Annotated in this window: 16 protein-coding genes; 6 read left to right on the top strand and 10 right to left on the bottom strand. The window is 65.5% G+C overall.

The features are described from left to right. The 8 genes from CKY51_RS16315 to tssB all read right to left on the bottom strand — a co-directional run. The coding region (locus CKY51_RS16315) for a Clp protease N-terminal domain-containing protein (RefSeq protein ID WP_152249506.1) at positions 1-1,143 on the bottom strand (1,143 nt) is incomplete at its 3' end. Positions 1,144-1,175: 32 nt separating this feature from the next. After that, positions 1,176-2,186: a type VI secretion system baseplate subunit TssG gene (tssG, locus tag CKY51_RS16310; protein ID WP_022973019.1), complete on the bottom strand. Its 1,011-nt coding sequence runs from the start codon at positions 2,184-2,186 to the stop codon at positions 1,176-1,178. Then, the gene (gene tssF / locus CKY51_RS16305; protein ID WP_022973020.1) at positions 2,150-4,027 is read right to left on the bottom strand and encodes a type VI secretion system baseplate subunit TssF; all 1,878 of its coding nucleotides are present in this window, start codon (positions 4,025-4,027) and stop codon (positions 2,150-2,152) included. Before tssF ends, tssG begins: the two co-directional genes overlap by 37 nt. 2 nt (positions 4,028-4,029) lie before the next feature. After that, positions 4,030-4,533 (bottom strand): type VI secretion system baseplate subunit TssE, encoded by a 504-nt coding sequence (tssE, locus tag CKY51_RS16300; protein WP_022973021.1) that lies wholly within the window; start codon positions 4,531-4,533, stop codon positions 4,030-4,032. Beyond that, positions 4,521-5,354 (bottom strand): type VI secretion system accessory protein TagJ, encoded by an 834-nt coding sequence (locus tag CKY51_RS16295; RefSeq protein WP_038221673.1) that lies wholly within the window; start codon positions 5,352-5,354, stop codon positions 4,521-4,523. Before CKY51_RS16295 ends, tssE begins: the two co-directional genes overlap by 13 nt. 32 nt (positions 5,355-5,386) lie before the next feature. Continuing rightward, positions 5,387-5,890 carry an Hcp family type VI secretion system effector gene (locus tag CKY51_RS16290; protein WP_152249505.1) on the bottom strand — a complete coding sequence of 168 codons (504 nt, stop codon included), beginning with the start codon at positions 5,888-5,890 and terminating at the stop codon, positions 5,387-5,389. A 99-nt stretch (positions 5,891-5,989) separates the two neighbouring features. Then, positions 5,990-7,495 (bottom strand): type VI secretion system contractile sheath large subunit, encoded by a 1,506-nt coding sequence (gene tssC, locus CKY51_RS16285; RefSeq protein ID WP_152249504.1) that lies wholly within the window; start codon positions 7,493-7,495, stop codon positions 5,990-5,992. A gap of 7 nt (positions 7,496-7,502) precedes the next feature. Then, positions 7,503-8,009 (bottom strand): type VI secretion system contractile sheath small subunit, encoded by a 507-nt coding sequence (tssB, locus tag CKY51_RS16280; protein WP_152249503.1) that lies wholly within the window; start codon positions 8,007-8,009, stop codon positions 7,503-7,505. A 267-nt stretch (positions 8,010-8,276) separates the two neighbouring features. Here tssB and CKY51_RS16275 point away from each other — a divergent pair, with 267 nt between their 5' ends. Further along, a complete protein-coding gene (locus CKY51_RS16275) occupies positions 8,277-9,248 on the top strand; it encodes a hypothetical protein (protein WP_022973026.1) in 972 nt (323 codons plus the stop codon). Positions 9,249-9,346: 98 nt separating this feature from the next. Continuing rightward, positions 9,347-10,249 carry a LysR family transcriptional regulator gene (locus CKY51_RS16270; RefSeq protein ID WP_022973027.1) on the top strand — a complete coding sequence of 301 codons (903 nt, stop codon included), beginning with the start codon at positions 9,347-9,349 and terminating at the stop codon, positions 10,247-10,249. Here the strand turns inward: CKY51_RS16270 and CKY51_RS16265 are convergent. Beyond that, positions 10,241-11,026, bottom strand: coding sequence for a substrate-binding domain-containing protein (locus CKY51_RS16265; protein WP_022973028.1), 786 nt, complete (start codon positions 11,024-11,026; stop codon positions 10,241-10,243). The genes CKY51_RS16270 and CKY51_RS16265 overlap by 9 nt on opposite strands. Continuing rightward, complete coding sequence (gene tcuC / locus CKY51_RS16260) at positions 11,023-12,366, bottom strand: MFS transporter (RefSeq protein ID WP_425509522.1); 1,344 nt, start codon at positions 12,364-12,366, stop codon at positions 11,023-11,025. Before tcuC ends, CKY51_RS16265 begins: the two co-directional genes overlap by 4 nt. Before the next feature lie 748 nt (positions 12,367-13,114). Between tcuC and CKY51_RS16255 the strand changes: the two genes are divergently transcribed. The 4 genes from CKY51_RS16255 to CKY51_RS16240 all read left to right on the top strand — a co-directional run bounded on the left by CKY51_RS16255 (position 13,115) and on the right by CKY51_RS16240 (position 17,218). Next, a complete protein-coding gene (locus tag CKY51_RS16255; RefSeq protein WP_022973032.1) occupies positions 13,115-13,303 on the top strand; it encodes a hypothetical protein in 189 nt (62 codons plus the stop codon). Positions 13,304-13,428: 125 nt separating this feature from the next. Further along, positions 13,429-14,997, top strand: a complete 1,569-nt coding sequence (locus tag CKY51_RS16250; protein WP_022973033.1) for a ShlB/FhaC/HecB family hemolysin secretion/activation protein — start codon at positions 13,429-13,431, stop codon at positions 14,995-14,997. A gap of 33 nt (positions 14,998-15,030) precedes the next feature. Beyond that, positions 15,031-16,809, top strand: coding sequence for a DUF2341 domain-containing protein (locus CKY51_RS16245; protein WP_031340125.1), 1,779 nt, complete (start codon positions 15,031-15,033; stop codon positions 16,807-16,809). A gap of 4 nt (positions 16,810-16,813) precedes the next feature. Continuing rightward, positions 16,814-17,218 (top strand): ExbD/TolR family protein, encoded by a 405-nt coding sequence (locus CKY51_RS16240; RefSeq protein ID WP_022973035.1) that lies wholly within the window; start codon positions 16,814-16,816, stop codon positions 17,216-17,218. Positions 17,219-17,316 lie beyond the last annotated feature (98 nt).

The raw sequence follows: 17,316 nt of genomic DNA, 5'->3' as shown, positions 1-17,316 counted from the left end.
CTGTTCCATCGTCGAGGCGACACCGCGCATCATCCGCACCGCCTTGGCTTCGTCCGGCTCGTCCACCTGCACGGCCTGGAAACGCCGCGTCAGCGCGGGGTCTTTTTCGATGTACTTCTTGTACTCGGCAAAGGTGGTCGCGCCTACGGTGCGCAAGGTGCCACGCGCCAATGCGGGCTTGAGCAGGTTGGCCGCATCGCCGGTACCGGCCGCGCCACCGGCGCCGACCAGGGTGTGGGTTTCGTCGACGAACAGGACGATCGGCTTGGGGCTGGCCTGTACTTCGTCGATCACTGCGCGCAGGCGCTGCTCGAATTCGCCCTTCATGCTGGCGCCGGCCTGCAACAGGCCGACATCGAGCGTGCGTAATTGCACGTCCTTCAGTGCGGGCGGCACGTCGCCGCGGGCGATGCGTTGTGCCAAGCCTTCCACCACCGCGGTCTTGCCGACACCGGCCTCGCCGACCAGGATCGGGTTGTTCTGGCGGCGTCGCATCAGGATATCGACGACCTGGCGGATCTCGTCGTCGCGGCCGATGATCGGGTCCAGCTTGCCCTCGCGCGCCTGCGCGGTGAGATCGACCGTATACAGCGCGAGCGCGGCAGTCCCACCAGCGGCGGTTGGTCCAGCGGAAGCGCTGGCTGCCGCACTGTCGGTGGCATCGTCCTCCGGCGAGCCGGCGACGATGGCGTCCAAATCCTCGGCCAGCGCCTCGGCCCGCAGCTTGCCGAACTCGCTGGACATGGCCAGCAAGCCGTTACGCAGGCTGCGCGTGTGCAGAATCGCCACCAGCAGGTCGCCGCCACGGATGCGCTGCCGGTCATAGCGCAGCGTGCAGTGCACCCAGGCGCGTTCCACGACCTCCTCCACGCTGGCCGATAGATCGAAGTGCCCGCCACCGCCGCGCGGCAGCCGATCGAGTGCCGCGGTCAGGTCCTGCGCAAGTCGGGCCACATCGAGCGAAAAATGGCGCACGATGCGATGCAGGTCGCCGTCTTGCGCCTGCAGCAACTGATGCAGCCAATGCAGCAGATCCACCTCGCGATCGCCACGCAGCCTGCAGAAGGCAGTGGCGGATTCGATGCCGCGATACGTGGTCTTGTTGAGCTTGCCGAACAAGGCGGCGCGACTGATGTCTGCCATGGAAACTCCAGAAAAAGGGATACAGAGGTCGATCAGGAGGGTGCGAGTACGAGCTGGTCGGCATCGCGTGGGCGGCGATAGTGGCCGAGCCAGAGCGACAGGCCGATCCGCTGCCCCTGCCCCATCAGCGGCAGCGGGACGTCTTCGCGCGCCAGCACCAATTGCAGGTCCCAGGCCTGCTCATCGCCGACGTAGCCGCGTACCGCGGCGGTCAGCACATCCAAGGCTTGACCGCCGGGCAGGAACTCGCGGTAGCGGGCGATATCCAAAGGGCCGATCCGCAAGCGAAAGCGGTGCTGGGCGTTGCGCGAAGATGCGCCCAGCGTGGCGTCGCGCCCCATGCGCGCAGCGGCACGGCCCATGCGCAACCGTCCGTCCTCCGGCAAGGGCAACCAGTTGGCGACGAATTCCTGCACCTGCACGGCCACATCGAACAGGCCGATCAGCACCGCGCGCAGGCCTTCGGCATTGCGCGCCTGGGCGACGAAGCGACCAGCGAAGTGCCGGCGTGCGGCCAACGGCATCGCATCGCGGCCGCGCAGCGCGGGTTGGTCCACACCGGTCAGCGCATCCAGTCGGGCGCCAAAGCGGTCCTCGCCCGGACGATCCATCTGCACAGTGGGGCGCGCATCGGCCCAGGCGCGATACCACAGCGCGATCATGCGATGGTGGAAGATGTCGGCGAAGGCGGCGAAGGTCGGGTCGCCAGCCCCTTCGCGCTCGATCGCGTGTTCGGTCAGGTGCAGCGGCAGCGCGCCATGCGGGCCGAACAAACCCAAGGCCAGCGTCCGCAGCGTCGGCGGAAGACCGTCCGAGCCCGGTTGCAGGCTGTCGATATCGCGCGGCGGGAACTCCAGCGAGGCGCGTTGGCCCAAGCGCACTGGCTCCTCCAGCGGCCGCGCTGCCTGGCCCAACCGTGGTTGGGCCGGATGCGCGCACTCCAGCCGCCGCAGCGCCTCGAACAGCTCGAAGTCCTGTGGTTGAGCATCCAGGTGCGCCAGCAGCGCTACAGTGTCGGCCGATTGCCGAGATGGGCTGGCCATCGGGCGACCTCGTTGCGTTCGAGCGTGCACAGCACGGTTTCGGTAAAGGAGTTCAGCGATGCCTGACGGGCGAAGACATGGCGCAGCACCGAGGCGAGCAGGTAGACACCCTGCCCTTCGAACGCAGCGTCGTCGCAGGTCAAGGTGATCTCGAGACCACGGCCGTAGGTGGCCGGACCCGGCACTGGAATGCGGCGCACGATCGGGCGCGAGGCTATGCGGCGCACGCCCTCGACCTGGCGCCGCGCCGCGGCATCGTGCGGGTCGTGGTAGAGCGTGAGCATCTCGCGCACCGCGGTAGCGCCGTCGTCGCCGGCCTCCAGCAGCGAGAGATAGTTCAACTGCAGATGGCTGATCAGCCGCCAGCGGGTGTCGCCGGCCGTCACGCCCGAGCGCGGGCGCGTCGGCCCGGCCACGCAGCGGATCGCCGCCACCGGACCGCCGTCGTCGAGCACGAAGTCGGTGCTGGACTTGCCCACCGGCATATGCAGCGGCAGGTCGCGATTGCTGCACCACAGCTGCATGCCCAATTGCCGCAGCTGATGCGGATACGGCGCCTGATCGCCATCCACTAGCGACAGGAAGAGCTCGCTGCCGACGTAGCTCGAGCGCGGCCCTGTGCGGCGTTGCCCGCTCGACAGCCGCCGCGGCTGACGCCGCAGGGCATAGAACGCCGAGCGCCGCTCATGCCAGCTGCGCGGCTGCGCGCCATAGAACGGCTCGAAACGCTGCATCGGCGTATTGCCATCACCGAAGCCCTCGACCTGCTCCACGCCGTGGATCTCGAAGTCCATCGGCCGCGTGCGGTCGGCCAGCACATGATGCTCGGAGATGCCGGGCTGTAGATGGATGCGATCGCCGCGCCTGGGAAACAGGTTGATGGCCGGGGTGCAATACAGGCGGAAATTGCTCGCATCCACGGCATTGTCGAGCCGTTCGACGGCGCGATCGAACCACACCAGGATCTCGAACTCGCTGCAGGCCGCGCGCGGCAGCACCTGTGCCAGGCCGTCGAAGGCGGCGAACAGGAAGCGCTCCGGGCAGGCGAAGTATTCCTGCAACAGGCGATAGCCACTGAAGGAACGCTCGCTGCGCGGCAGCAATGCCTGCGCATCGTCGAAGCCCTGTGGCTGCAGATGCTCGGGGCCGAAGCTGCGACTGAGCACCTGCCCATCCGCGGAGCGGGCACGCACCACGAATCCCAACGCATTGGCATGCAGTTGCTCGTAGAGGCTGCCGGCCAGTCCGTCGGCGCCGGTAATGAAGATCGGCAGCGTGTCCAGCGCCAACATGTCCAGACGCAGCCCGGCGTTCACATTGAAGACCAGGCGCAGGCCGGCGCGTGCGCGCGGCTCGACCGGCACAGCAAGCGTGGCCAGCGCCGCCGGCGAGGCCAGGTAGCTCGCAGCGGTCAGTCGCAGCGGCCACAGCGTCACCGCATGCGCCGTACGATACTCGCAGGCCGTGCGGTCGCCATGCCCGATCAGCGAGCGCAGCGCGCTGCCACGCGGTACAAGATGCCCCGCCGGACCGATGCCCTCGCCCTGCTCCGGTTGCAACTCCACCACGGCCATCGACGGCACCGGCGACAGAAAATGCGGATACAGCATTTCCATCAGGTGCTGCGCGAATACCGGTTGCTGTGCCTCCAATTCGAGTTGCACGCGCGCGGACAGGAACGCAAACCCTTCCAGCAGGCGTTCGACATACGGGTCGGCGCACTCGATCCCGCTCATCCCGAGCCGGCCGGCCACTTTCGGATACGCCTGCGCGAACTCCGCACCCATCTCACGCACATGCTGCAACTCGCGGTTGTAGTGGTGGAGCAGGCGCGGATCCATGTTCAGTGCGCTCCGGACGACAGACTGAAGCGACCGGTTTCCAGGTCGAGATCGGTGCGCAGATAGAGCGCCAACGGCAATGGCTGCGCCCAGAGTTCGGAGTCGATGACGAAGGACAGCGACATGCGGTCCATGCGGCCGGCATCGACCTTGGCGGTGACCTGCAGGCTGGCCGCAGCCAGCCGCGGCTCGAACGCCACGATGGCAGCATGGATACGGTTCTGCAGCTCGACAACGTCCAATCCGGCCAGGCGCGCGCCGGCCAGATCGGGAATGCCGTAATTGAGCACCGAGGTGGCGACATGCGGATACGCTTGCAGCGCGTCCTCATGCCAATGGCGGGTGCAGTTGAGCAACCAGGTCAGGTCGCGCATGACGCAGTCGCGCAGCTTGGCCGGACCGATCGCGCGCGCGTCGCGGCTTTCGGCCAGCTCATGCCGACGGTCGTCGATCAAACGGTCCAGCAGCGACGGCTGCAGCCGCTCTTGTTGGGTCAGTTCGGCCATGACGCCGCCACCGCGGTGGTGTCGAATGCAATGTGGCGAATATCGAGCAAGGGGTAGTCGTCTTCGCTGCCGGCCAGTAGCCGCTGCCCCAAACCACAGGCAGACAGGTCTTCACCCTCCCAGCTGGTGCACTTGCCGAGACGGATCGCGCCGTCCTCGCTGTGATGGCTGCCGGGGTAACGGCAAGGCACCACACCACGGCTGCGCCTGCCGTCGCGCCATTGAATCTCCACCGATTGCCACAGCATGTCGCGCAGACTGCTAGGCACCTCGAAACGCAGGCTTTGCAGTTGGGCGAACGGCAGCCAGGCGTAGCCCGCTTCGAGGATGACTTCAAGACAGGGGCCAAAACGCGGATCGGCGTCCGCCAGCCAGTCGAAACGTTCGCCATCGACGCAACCGGCGATGGCATCGGCTTGGGTCAGCACCAGCGCACGCCGCTGTGCGGCCTGCGCTGGCTCGCCGTCGCGATCATGTTGCAATGCCTGCAGCAGATCGTGCTGCCACTGCGGGACCTGACCGGGCATCAGTGGCATCATCCGACCGGCCAGCACCTGCTCGCGCTCGCGTTCGGCGTCGAGGATGCGCGCATACGCGCCAGCCACGCCGATCCACGCCCGATCCAGGTCTGCCGCCAGCAGCACCTGCTGCCGCGCCCGCTCCCAGTCGCCCACCACGGCCAGCAGTTGGAACAAGCCGATGCGCGCTTGTGCATCGGCCGGACATTGCCGCACCCACTCCTTGGCGGTCGCCAGCGAGGCCTCGGGGTTGCCCGCCTTGAGCAGGCGGGCGCAGGTCTGTTCGGGGTGGACGGTGGACATCGACATCGGCGCTCCGGTCGGTCTGCGTTGGCTCAGGACTTCTTCACTTCCTGCATGTTGAACGTGAAGTCCTTGGTGCCGCCCTGCTTCTTGCCCTTGTCGTCCTGCGGCTGGAACGAATACTTGAACTTGCCAAAATGCAGGGTCACGTTTTCGGTCAGACGATCCTCGCCACCGCTGCCGCCGGTGGACACCGAGGTGATCATCACGCCCTCGCTCAGCTCGATCGTGACGTAGTCGGTCTGCTCGCCGGTGGCATTGGTCACGTACAAGGTGGCCGAATCCACACGTGCACCGGTGCAGCAGGCATTGAGCAAGGCATTGGAGCAGCTGTCGACGTACTTGGTGACGGAAATATCCTGCACGTTGGCCTTGCCGCCGGCCGCATAACCAGCGCCGGTATGCAGGTTGCCGGTGTTGCTGGCACCCCAGGACCAGGCAATGATCGGCACCTGATCCGTGTGCTTGGAATGGTTGGACGCGCCCTTGATCTCGACGTCGCCCGAACCGAATTTGAGATGCATATCGAAAGCCATGAAACTTCTCCAGTCGTGGGTGGTGCAGGAAGGGGGCACTGATCCCGCGGCGTCGTCAGCCGCAGGCCATCAGCGTTTGGAACCGAGGTACGTTGCCGATCAGGCGGCTTGCGCCGAAGGCAACCGCGAGACCAGGCGCAGCGAGACCGTCAGGCCTTCGAGTTGGTAGTGCGGACGCAGGAAGAACTTGGAGGTGTAGTAACCGGGATTGCCCTCGACTTCCTCGACCACCACCTCGGCAGCGGCCAGGGGCTTGCGCGCCTTGGTTTCCTCGCTGGAGTTGGCCGGGTCGCCATCGACGTAGTTCATCACCCAATCGGTCAGCCAGCTCTGCATCTGCTGGCGCGTGCTGAACGAGCCGATCTTGTCGCGCACGATGCACTTGAGGTAATGCGCGAAGCGGCAGCAAGCGAACATGTACGGCAGGCGTGCGCTCAAGGCCGCGTTGGCGGTGGCGTCCGGGTCGTCGTATTCCTCGGGTTTGCCCAGCGACTGGGCGCTGATGAAGGCTGCCATGTCGGTGTTCTTGCGATGCACCAGCGGCATCAGCCCCATCTTGTCCAGTTCGGCCGAACGGCGGTCGGTGATGGCGACCTCGGTCGGACACTTCATGTCGACACCGCCATCGTCGGCCGGGAAGGTATGCGTCGGCAGACCTTCCACTGCCCCGCCCGACTCCACGCCGCGGATGCGGGTGCACCAGCCGTATTGCTTGAACGAGCGGTTGATGTTGACCGCCATTGCATAGGCCGCGTTCTGCCAGGTGTAGCGCGACGAGTCGGCACCCTGGGTGTCCTCTTCGAAATCGAACGCCTCCACCGGATCGGTCTTGGCCCCATACGGCAGTCGCGCCAGTGTGCGTGGCATGGTCAACGCCAGGTACTTGGCGTCCTCGCTCTGCCGCAGCGAGCGCCATGCCGCGTAGTCGGGGGTGGAGAAGATCTTGGCCAGATCGCGCGGATTGGAGAGCTCGTTCCAGCTTTCCATGCCCATCAGACTGGGGCCTGCGGCAGCAATGAACGGGGCATGCGAGGCGGCGGCAATTTGGCTGATGCCGCGCAGCGTGTCGACATCCTGCGGACTATGGTCGAAATGGTAGTCGCCGATCAGGCAGCCATAGGGCTCACCACCGAGCTGACCGTATTCGGCCTCGTAGACCTTCTTGAACACCGGGCTCTGGTCCCAGGCCGTGCCCTTGAAGCGCTTGAGGTTCTTGGCGAGTTCCTTCTTGGACACGTTGAGCACGCGAATCTTCAACTGGGTGTCCGACTCGGTGTTGCTGACCAGGTAGTGCAGACCGCGCCATGCACCTTCCAGCGCCTGGAATTGCGGCGTATGCAGGATCAGGTTGAGCTGCTCGGAGAGCTTGCGGTCAATCTCGGCGACATACGCATTGATGGTCTGCGCGAGGTCATCGCTGATGATGTCGCTGCGCTCCAGCACCTGCTCTGCCAGCGTGCGCACGGCACGCTGCACCTCTTCGCCGGCACGTTCGCTGCGCGGGCGGAATTCGCGGTTCAGCAGGGCGGCAAAATCGTCGGCCTGCGAGAGCTCGGTCTGGCCGTCGGCCTGCTCGGCGACGGTGGCGGGGTTGGGAGTGGCCATGAGATCGTTACTCTTCGGTCGACTTGGGAGCTGCGATCAGCGAGCGCAGCAGGGCGGGATCCTTGATCGCATCGGCAATCAGGCGCTCGGCACCGGCCTTGCCGTCGAGGTAGGTGCCCAGGTTGGCCAGCTGGGTGCGCGCCTCCAGCAGCTCGGCCAGCGGTGCCACCTTCTTCACCACCGCGGTGGGCGAAAAGTCGTCCAGGCTGTCGAAGGTGACGTCCACCGGCAGTTCGCCGGTGCCTGTGAGCGTGTTGGGCACGCTGAAGGCGACGCGCGGCTGCATGGCGCGCAACCGACTGTCGAAGTTGTCGACATCGATCTCCACCGCCTCGCGCGCCTCCAGGGCCGGCAAGCTCTCGGTATTGGCGCCGGACAGGTCCGACAGTACGCCCATGACGAACGGCACCTGTACCTTCTTCTGCGAGCCGTAGATTTCGACGTCGTATTCGATCTGCACACGCGGTGCGCGATTCCTGGCGATGAACTTCTGACTGCTGCTGCGAACGGACATGCCGCCTCCGGTGATCTGCGTGATTGCTGGGCACTGCGATTGCAGTGGCCGTGTGGCAAAGGGCATGCCCCTGCACTGGAAGCGCATCGTGCGCGCTGCCCGCTGCGCGGTGAAATCGAACGCCGGCATGGCAGGTATGGATGGACGTGATGGCAATGGGAGCGGCAAGCAACGGACAATGAGCACCCCAGCCCGCTGTCCCGCCAGTTCCAGCAATACGGATCACGCGAACGCGACAGCATCCTTGCCTTCGATCCGGTGCCGACCATGCCGACGCTGCACATACCCTCCAGGCCACTGGCCGCCTGCCTATTGCTGGCCGCCGTGACGACCGCGACTGCCAGCCGAGCAGGCGAACCCAGGCCAGCCACCGCCAACGCGGCGACGGCCGCCACCGACCTGTCGGCAACGCCCCTGCGGGCACGCGTGCAGCCAGCGCACGAAGACAGCCTGCGCGCCTTCTCCAGCACGGATCGGCCCGCCCGCGACCATGCGCTGAGCGAGCGCGAATGGGCCTTGGTCGAACATGCCATCGACGCCCTGCCGGCCTTGCACCGGCAACTTCTGCAGCGCCACCTGGCGCGCCTGAGTTTCGTCGATGGACCAGGCAGCCCCGGCACCGCGCTGACACGCACACATGACGGCAGCGACGGCCAGCCGCTGTTCGACATCACCGTGCGCGCGGATGTGCTGGAGACTTCGCTGAGCGCGTTCCTCACCGGCAAGGATGCGCGCCTGTTCAACGCCGACGATTCCGGCTATCGGATCGAACTGGAGGCAGGCACGGTTCCGGCGCTGGAATATCTGCTGTTGCACGAAGCGACCCATGTGGTCGACGGTGTTCTGAACATCACCGCCGATGGCGGTCCATTCCGCAACCTGTGGACGGACTACTTGACCCTGGCCGCGCCCCTCGACCGGGGGCCGCTGGCGCATTCGCTGTATCGCCGCAAGCCTGCTCAGCCCTTGGCGCAGGCGCCGGCCCTGTATGCCGCGCTGGCGGACTCGCCCTTCGTCTCGCTGTATTCCACCGCCTCCGCTGGCGAGGACCTTGCCGAGCTCGTTGCCTGGCACACGCTATCGCAGCGATCGAAGGTGAAGTTGGCGATCAGCATCGTCGATGGCTCGGGCAAGCGCATCACCAGCATCGCGCCGCTCACCTCCACGGCGGTGCAAGCGCGCATGCAGACGGTGGACGCGATACTCGCGCGTGCAAACGCTGGCACGCCAACCGAATGAGCCTGACCGCATCACGCGCACGTGCTGCCTTGCCAGCGGATAGCAGGCAGACAGGCGCCATGCTATGAATAGTCGACCTCGCTGAACGTCGCACCGCCGTGACCATCAAGTTCGACCTCAACGACCTGCAAGCCTTTCGTGCAGTCGCCGAAAGCGGCAGCTTCCGCCGCGCCGCCGAGACCATTCGTATCACCCAGCCGGCACTGAGCCGACGGATCGATAAGCTGGAGTCGGCACTGAACGTCAAGCTGTTCGAACGCACCACCCGCAAGGTCAGCTTGACGACGGTAGGCCAGGCATTCATGCCGCAGGTGGAGCGCATGCTCGACGATCTGGATCTGGCCTTGCTGCGCATTGGCGATCCCGGCGCCAGCCAGGCCGGGACGGTCACCGTCGCCTGCGTCCCGTCGGCGGCGTACTACTTCATGTCGCAGGCGATCAACGCCCTGCACCAGGTGTTTCCGAAGATCCGCGTGCGTCTGTTCGACGGCAGCGCCAGCCACGTCAGTGCCGCGGTGGCTTCCGGCGAGGCGGACTTTGGCGTCAGTTTCAGCGGCAACCTGGCGCCGGAGGTAGAGTTCGAATCGTTGTTCCAGGAACGCTACGTGATCGCCTGCCGCCGCGATCATCCGCTGGCCCAGCAGGCGCAGGTGAGCTGGAAGGACGCCTATGCGTACGACTATCTGACGCTGGACAAGACCTCCGGCAATCGGCTGGTGCTGGATCGTGCCTTGTCCAGCTTCACACCGGAGCGTCCCAGCATCTGCGAGACGCGCCATGTCACCACCCTGATCGGCCTGGTCGAGGCCGGAGTCGGCATCGCCGCGGTGCCCTCGATCGCGATGCCGTCCCACGCCCATCCCGTGCTGGCCAGCGTGCCGCTGATCGAACCGGAGGTGGTGCGCGACGTGGGCTTGCTCACCCGTCGTGGCCGCACGTTGACCCCGGCCGCGCTGGAGCTGGCCAAGGGCGTGCGGCAGATGGCGGCGCCGTCAAGGTGACACCGCGTCCAGTCCGGTCTCGCGCGCAACCTGTTGAGCCGGCGCCGATTGCAGGTAGTGCAGCAGGCGCTTGGCCGCCTCGGGATGCTCCGCGTTGACCGGAACGCCCGCCGCATAACGGGTGATCGACTGCAGCGGCTCGGGAATGCGGGCGACAAAGTCAGCGCCCGGCACCGGCAGCAATTCGGCCACCTGCTGAAAGCCAAGCTGGTAGCTGCCATCGGCAACCTTGGATGCGACCGGAATCCGCTCGATCTTCGTGCTCTTGGCGGTCATCGCGCGCTCGATGCCGAGCCGCTTGAACAGCGTGGTCTCGATGTAGACGCCGCTGGCGCTGTCCGAGTACGCCACCGAACGCGCCTTCAGCAAGCTGTCCTTGAACTGCTCGACGGTGGCGATCTCCGGCTTGGGCGCGCCATGGCGCACCACCATGCCGATACGCGAATCGGCCAGCTCCACCCGCGAGGCAGGATCGACCAGACCCTGATCGATCAGCGTCTGCAACGCAGAGCCGACCATGATCACCACGTCGGCATGTTCGCCGCGCTTGAGCCGGCTGGGAATGGCCTGCGGCGTCGTGCCCATCGATGGACCCTTGATGGTTTCCACCTCGATGCCGCTCTGTTGTGCGTATTGCGGCGCCAGTCGCTCGAAGGCGGCGGTAAAGCCTCCGGACGTCATCACCGTCAGATGGTCGGCTGCGGCGGCGGTGGCCGTGGCGCACAGAGTCGCCGATAGGACGACCGCCGCCAGCCAGCGTTGCAAGACGCGCTTCATTTCGTCGCTCCTGCCGCCATGCGCATCGCAACCATTGCGTTGCCCTGGCGGCGATACAGATACAAGGTGGCCAGCAATGCGCACAGCGCGGCGAACGCCAGCCAATAGGCCGGCGCGCCCTTGTCGCCGGTGGTATGGATCAACCAGGTGGAGATGGCCGGGGTAAACCCACCGAACAACGCGGTGGCCAGACTGTAGGCCAGCGAGAAGCCCGCCACCCGCACATGCGCCGGCATGATCTCGGTCAGCGCCGGAATCAATGCGCCGTTGTAGATGCCATAGATAAATGACAGCCACAACAGCACCTGCAGCATATGCGCAAAGCTGGGCGCATTGGCCAGGAACGCCAGCACCGGATACGCGGTCACCACCCCCAACACCGCCATGCCGAGCAGCAGCGGCTTACGGCCGAAACGGTCGCTGAGTGCGCCGCCGATCGGCAACCAGATGAAGTTGGACACGCCAACCAACAAGGTCACGATCAGCGCATCGCCGGTGCTGAGCTTGAGCACGGTCTTGCCGAAGGTCGGCGCATACACGGTGATCAGATAGAAGGCCGTGGTGGTCAGCGCGACCATCAACATGCCGGCCACCACCGTACTGGCATTGGCCGCCAGACCGGCGATCACCTCGCGCATGGTCGGGCGCTCCTTGCGCTGGGCGTAGGCCTGGGTTTCCTCCAGACTCCGGCGCAACAGGAAGATGAAGGGAATGATCACGCAGCCGACTGCGAACGGAATGCGCCAGCCCCACTGCCCCAGCACGTCGGGAGCGAGCAGCGCATTGAGTGCAAAGCCAATCGCCGCTGCGGTGACGATGGCCAACTGTTGGCTGGCCGACTGCCAGCTGGCATAGAAACCGCGTCGGCCCGGGGTTGCCATCTCGGCCAGATACACCGATACGCCGCCCATTTCCGCACCTGCCGAAAAGCCCTGCAGCAAGCGGCCCAGCAGCACCAGCAGCGGTGCCAGGATGCCGATCGTGTCATAGCGCGGCACCGCGACGATGAGCACCGTGCCAGCGGCCATGATCGCCAGGGTGACGATCAAGCCTTTGCGTCGGCCGACGTTGTCGATATAGGCGCCGAGGATGACCGCACCCAGTGGACGCATCAGGAAGCCGGCGCCGAACACCGCAAAGGTCATCATCAACGAGGCGAACTCGTTGCTGGCCGGAAAGAAGGCCGCCGCGATATGGGTGGCGTAGAACCCGAATAGGAAGAAGTCGAACTGCTCGAGAAAATTGCCTGAGGTCACCCTCAACACCATTCCCAGTTTCGACTGTTGCCGCATTGCTGCGCTTGAACTGTGCATGTCATCGCCTCCACGATCGCAACGCACTTGCGTGCGTGATTCAGTGCGATCGATTCTGCTCCGGCCCATGCAAGGCGATAATTGCTGCTTTCTCATCGATCGATGCAGCGACGGCATCAATCCACGGGAGCCGGCATTAAATTCCGCAAAATCAGCGACATAGAAGAAACCATCGATCGCCACGCAACGCCGATGGACAATCATGCAAGCCTGACGTTGATACCAAAGTAGTAAGTGCAGGAAGTGATCGGCTGTGGTCAGCCACGATAGGAGCCGGCAACGCGCAGCCGGTTCTGGCGAGCATCGCAACGTGAAAGGCCTCGCAGCGCAAAGCGCAGCCGATCGCCCACGATCGTTTGCACGTTGGGCTGCGCCTGTCGCAATGCTTGCGCCGCAGACCCTGCGTAACGGCAGCTGGAAAGGCGCCATCGCATTCTTGCAAGCCCGTTGCGCAAACGCCTGCACGGGATGCCTGCCGAGCGAACCGCACATTGCAATCGGTGGACACGTCGAACATCAGGCCAAGCCGGCGGATCGAGTTGGCACCTGCCTCGCTGGAGATCGTTCGCTGCAGACGACGACTCAACCATCGCGAGCGGGGCCAGAGATCGCCTGACGTCGCATTCCACGCATGCGCGGCGGTTCGATGCAACCGCACTCGCGCCGCGAGGCAATGCCGTCAGCGGACCTCAGGCGCAGCCGTGCGCCTGGATCCTCGACCGTGCGAGCTGGGCACCGATGATGAGATCGGGACGCATACGCCCAGGCATTTTCAGTGACGTTCCGCACGCGGCATGTGCACTGGCAGCACAACGGCGGACGTGGTGCGTGCAACGTCGCGCGCGCTATTACCTATTCGCTGGTGCAGCTCATCCCGCAAGATCAGAGCAAGAGCACCTTGACTGCTAATCGCGCATCGCGCTTTCCGCATGCATCCGCGCGCACGCTGCTCGCGTTCGCTTGAAACCAAGCGATCGCGACCAGAATGTACGAACGCACCGTCATAAAAGCATTTCAAAAACGTCATTTGCCGCGCTTAAGGTCTCGCTGGCGGCGACATCCGTGCCGCGTGACGGGGACCCCTTTCAGATGGATTTGCGAGGCATCGCGATGCTCGGCGTGCTGGCTGCCAGTGCACCTGATGCCGCTGCATGGGAGCAGACGGCGGCAAGTGCGCGCTTCGACATTCTGGCCTACCAGGTGATCGGTAATACGCAGCTGCAGAACGCGCAGATCGAGCGCGCGGTATATCCGTTTCTCGGACCGCAACGCACTGCTGCCGACGTCGAAAGCGCACGCGCGGCACTGCAAGGCGTTTACGAAGCGGCTGGATTGGAGACCGTGGCCGTCAGCATTCCCGAGCAGGACGCCGCCAGCGGTCTGGTCACGCTGCAGGTCAGCGAGCAGCGCGTCGGGCGTGTGCGCGTGGTCGGCGCGGACTACTACTCGCCCGACGACGTGATCCGCGGGGCACCCTCGTTGGCCGAGGGCAGCGTACCCAACTTCAAGGATGTGCAGCGCGATATCGTCGCGTTGAACCAGTTGCCCGATCGACGAGTGACGCCGCAGGTACAAGCCGGTGCGGCTCCCGATACCGTCGACGTCGACCTCACCGTCGACGACACCTTGCCCTTGCACGGCTCGCTGGAGCTCAATAATCGCAAGAGTGCCAACACCTCTGAGCTGCGCCTGAATGCGGCGGTGCATTACGACAATCTGTGGCAGCGCGGCCATAGCCTGAACCTGTCGGCGCAGACCGCGCCGCAGAACCCGGACGATGCCCGCGTGTTCTCTGCATCGTATCTGGCGCGCTTTCCCGGCTCCCCGTTCTCGTTGCTGGCCTATACCGTGCGCAGCGATAGCCAAGTGGCCGCGATCAACGGCTACAACGTGATCGGTAACGGCTCGCTGTCGGGCATTCGGTTGATGCGCAGCCTGCCCAATGGCGACGGCTTCTTCCATTCCTTGAGCCTTGGCGTGGACGTCAAGGACTTCAAGGAAGACACCTTGTTCGGTAGCGATCGCAGTTCAGCGCCGATCCGCTACGCGCCGCTGAGCGCCGCCTATAACGCCAGCTGGGTGCGCCCGCGCAGCACCAGCACGCTGACCTTCACCGCCACCGCCAACCTGCGCGGCGTAGGCGACGATGCCGAGCGCTTCGATGCCAAGCGCTACCGCGCCCGGCCGAATTTCATGCATCTGCGCGCCGATGCGACGCAGACGCGCACGCTGGGCCAGGACGTGCAGTTGTACGGACATCTGCAAACCCAGCTCGCCGCCGAACCGTTGATCAGCAACGAGCAATTCAGCATCGGCGGTCTGGATAGCGTGCGCGGCTACAACGAGAGCCAGGCGCTGGGCGATTGGGGCACGGCTGGCCAGGTCGAGCTGCGCAGTCCCTCGTTCGCCTCGGCGGCGGCGCGACTGGTGCAGGAGGCACGTCTGTATGCGTTCGTGGACGCCGGTTATGTCCGCATCCGCGACCCACTGCCCGAGCAGCGCATCAGCGAGACGCTGGTGAGCACCGGTCTGGGTCTGACGCTGAAGGCGTTCGCGCACCTCAACAGTGCGGTCGACGTCGCCGCACCGCTGTCCAGTCCGGACGGGCACAAGCCCGACGACATCACTGTGTTGTTCCGGCTATGGGGCGAGTTCTAGGCCGGGTGCACGTCACTTCAACGGGGTTCGATCGTGAGCAAATTGCGGTTATGCGTGTTATTGGGTCTGCTGCTGACCGCGCTGCCGGCGATGGCGGCATCGTGGTGGGATGGCAAGTGGAACTTCCGGGCCAAACTGACGCTCAACACCACCCCGACCGGGGCGGCGCTGGAGCAACCGGCCGGGCGTGTGCAGGTGCTGGTCCGGCTGCATTCGGGCAACTTCAATTTTGCCGACGCCAAGCCGGATGGCAGCGACGTGCGCTTTATCGCCGGCGATGACCGCACACCGCTCAAGTATCACTTCGAGAAATACGATGGACTGGTCGACCAGGTCGCGTTGGCGTGGGTGGATCTGCCTGCCCTGCCCGCCAATGCGAGCACGCCGATCTACGTGTACTTCGGCAATCCGGAGGCCAGCGCCGGCGAGGACGCCAAGCAGAGCTACGATGCAGACACGCTGGCCGTCTATCACTTTGCCAACGCGCAAGCGGCCACACAGGACGCCACCGGCTATGCCAATGCGCTGAGCGGCCCGGTCGCCAGCGCCGACAGCGCGCTGATCGGTGCCGGCCTGCGGCTGGACGGCAAGGCCCCAGTCAGCGCTCCGGCATCGGCCTCGTTGAACTTGCCGGCGGGCTCGCCGTTCACGCTCTCGGCCTGGGTCAAACCGGCCGCCGGCGCCACCTCCGGCGTACTGTTCGCGTTGCCCGGCGCGCTGACCGTGCTGCTGGAAAATGGCAGCCTGGTGGTCGAACCAAGCGGCGGCACCCGGCTGAGCAGCAGCATGCCGCTGGCCGCCGATGCGTGGACGCATGTGGCGGTGCGCGGCGATGGCCGCCAGCTGGCGCTGTACATCAATGGCAGCCCTGCCGGCGAAACCAGCGCCAGCCTGCCGGCCGCCAGCGCGGGCCTGCTGTTGGGCGGCGAGCCGGGCGCGGCGCGCCCCAACTTGATCGGCATGATGGACGAGGTGGAACTCAGCAAGGTCGCACGGCCGGTTGCGGCCATCGTGGCCGCTGCGCGCAGCCAGGGCGTGGAAGCGCGGCTGGCGACCTTCGAGCCGGTGGAACAACGCTCCGGCGAAGGTGGTCATGGCTACTTCGGCATTCTGCTCAATGCGCTCACGCCCGATGCCTGGGCAGTGATCGCCATCCTGGCAGTGATGGCCTTGATCAGTTGGTGGGTGATGATCAGCAAGGGCCTGTATCTCAACGCCACCGCCAGCGCCAATGCACGCTTTCTCGGCCTGTTCCGGCAACAGGTCGCCCAGCAGCCGCTGCACGCGCCGACCTGGCAACAATTGCAGGCGGCCGGCTCGCTCGATGGACAGCGTTCCAATCTCGCGCGGCTGTTGCAGGTCGGCCTGGAAGAACTGCGCGGACGCTTGGCGTCCAGCGGCAATGCGGTGGTGCGTACGCAGTCGATCGCGGCCATCCGCTCGGCACTGGATGCGGCTGCCGTACGCGAAGGCCAGCGCATCCATAAGGGCATGGTGCTGTTGACCATCGCCATCTCCGGCGGCCCCTTCCTTGGCCTGCTGGGCACGGTGGTCGGGGTGATGATCACCTTCGCCGCGGTGGCCGCCGCCGGCGACGTCAACATCAATGCGATCGCGCCCGGCATCGCCGCTGCGCTGCTGGCCACCGTCGCCGGATTGGCGGTCGCGATCCCGGCCTTGTTTGGCTACAACTACCTGCTCAGCCAGGCAGACGCCGTGGCGGCCGACATGCAGGTGTTCGTCGACGAGCTGGAAAAGCGCATCGCCGAGGACTACGCCGGCGACGCGCCGGCGCGGCTGGCGGGAGGCTGAGCCGATGAAGGTCCAGGGCCGCAAACCGTACGACGACATCAACATCACGCCGATGCTCGACCTGGCGTACGTGCTGTTGGTGATCTTCATCATCATGACCACCGCGGCCGTGCAAGGCATCAAGGTGGATCTGCCCAAGGCCAGCGCTGCCAAGCCGCTGACCGATCCCAAGACCAAGGTCATCGCCATCGACAACAACGGCCAGGTCAGCCTGGACGCCGTGCCGGTCAGCATGGAGGAACTGGAACAGCAGCTGCGCAATGCCGTTGCCAACAATGCCGAGCTGCCGGTCATTCTGCGCGGCGATCGCAGTGTGCAATACGAGAAGGTCATGGCGGTGCTGGATCTGTGCAGCAAGCTGGGCATCGGTTCGATCGGCCTGGCGTCGCAGCGCCCGGGCGCTGGCTGAGCATTGCCGATGCCGGACGTCGACTCCCTGCCGCCGCTGCAGGACAGCACCGCGCGTGGACGCTGGCGCAAGCTCGCCATCGTGCTGGCGGTGCTGGC

Origin of the sequence: Xanthomonas maliensis (genome assembly GCF_009192945.1) — a bacterium.
GTDB classification, from domain to species: Bacteria; Pseudomonadota; Gammaproteobacteria; order Xanthomonadales; family Xanthomonadaceae; genus Xanthomonas; species Xanthomonas maliensis.
This window is presented reverse-complemented; position numbering and strand designations above follow the sequence as displayed.

Bases quoted from the DNA above. Each gene is read 5' to 3' on its own strand.
- tssG (WP_022973019.1), bottom strand. From the start codon at position 2,186: ATGGCCAGCCCATCTCGGCAATCGGCCGACACTGTAGCGCTGCTGGCG.
- tssF (WP_022973020.1), bottom strand. From the start codon at position 4,027: ATGGATCCGCGCCTGCTCCACCACTACAACCGCGAGTTGCAGCATGTG.
- tssE (WP_022973021.1), bottom strand. From the start codon at position 4,533: ATGGCCGAACTGACCCAACAAGAGCGGCTGCAGCCGTCGCTGCTGGAC.
- CKY51_RS16295 (WP_038221673.1), bottom strand. From the start codon at position 5,354: ATGTCCACCGTCCACCCCGAACAGACCTGCGCCCGCCTGCTCAAGGCG.
- CKY51_RS16290 (WP_152249505.1), bottom strand. From the start codon at position 5,890: ATGGCTTTCGATATGCATCTCAAATTCGGTTCGGGCGACGTCGAGATC.
- tssC (WP_152249504.1), bottom strand. From the start codon at position 7,495: ATGGCCACTCCCAACCCCGCCACCGTCGCCGAGCAGGCCGACGGCCAG.
- tssB (WP_152249503.1), bottom strand. From the start codon at position 8,009: ATGTCCGTTCGCAGCAGCAGTCAGAAGTTCATCGCCAGGAATCGCGCA.
- CKY51_RS16275 (WP_022973026.1), top strand. From the start codon at position 8,277: ATGCCGACGCTGCACATACCCTCCAGGCCACTGGCCGCCTGCCTATTG.
- CKY51_RS16265 (WP_022973028.1), bottom strand. From the start codon at position 11,026: ATGAAGCGCGTCTTGCAACGCTGGCTGGCGGCGGTCGTCCTATCGGCG.
- CKY51_RS16250 (WP_022973033.1), top strand. From the start codon at position 13,429: ATGGATTTGCGAGGCATCGCGATGCTCGGCGTGCTGGCTGCCAGTGCA.
- CKY51_RS16240 (WP_022973035.1), top strand. From the start codon at position 16,814: ATGAAGGTCCAGGGCCGCAAACCGTACGACGACATCAACATCACGCCG.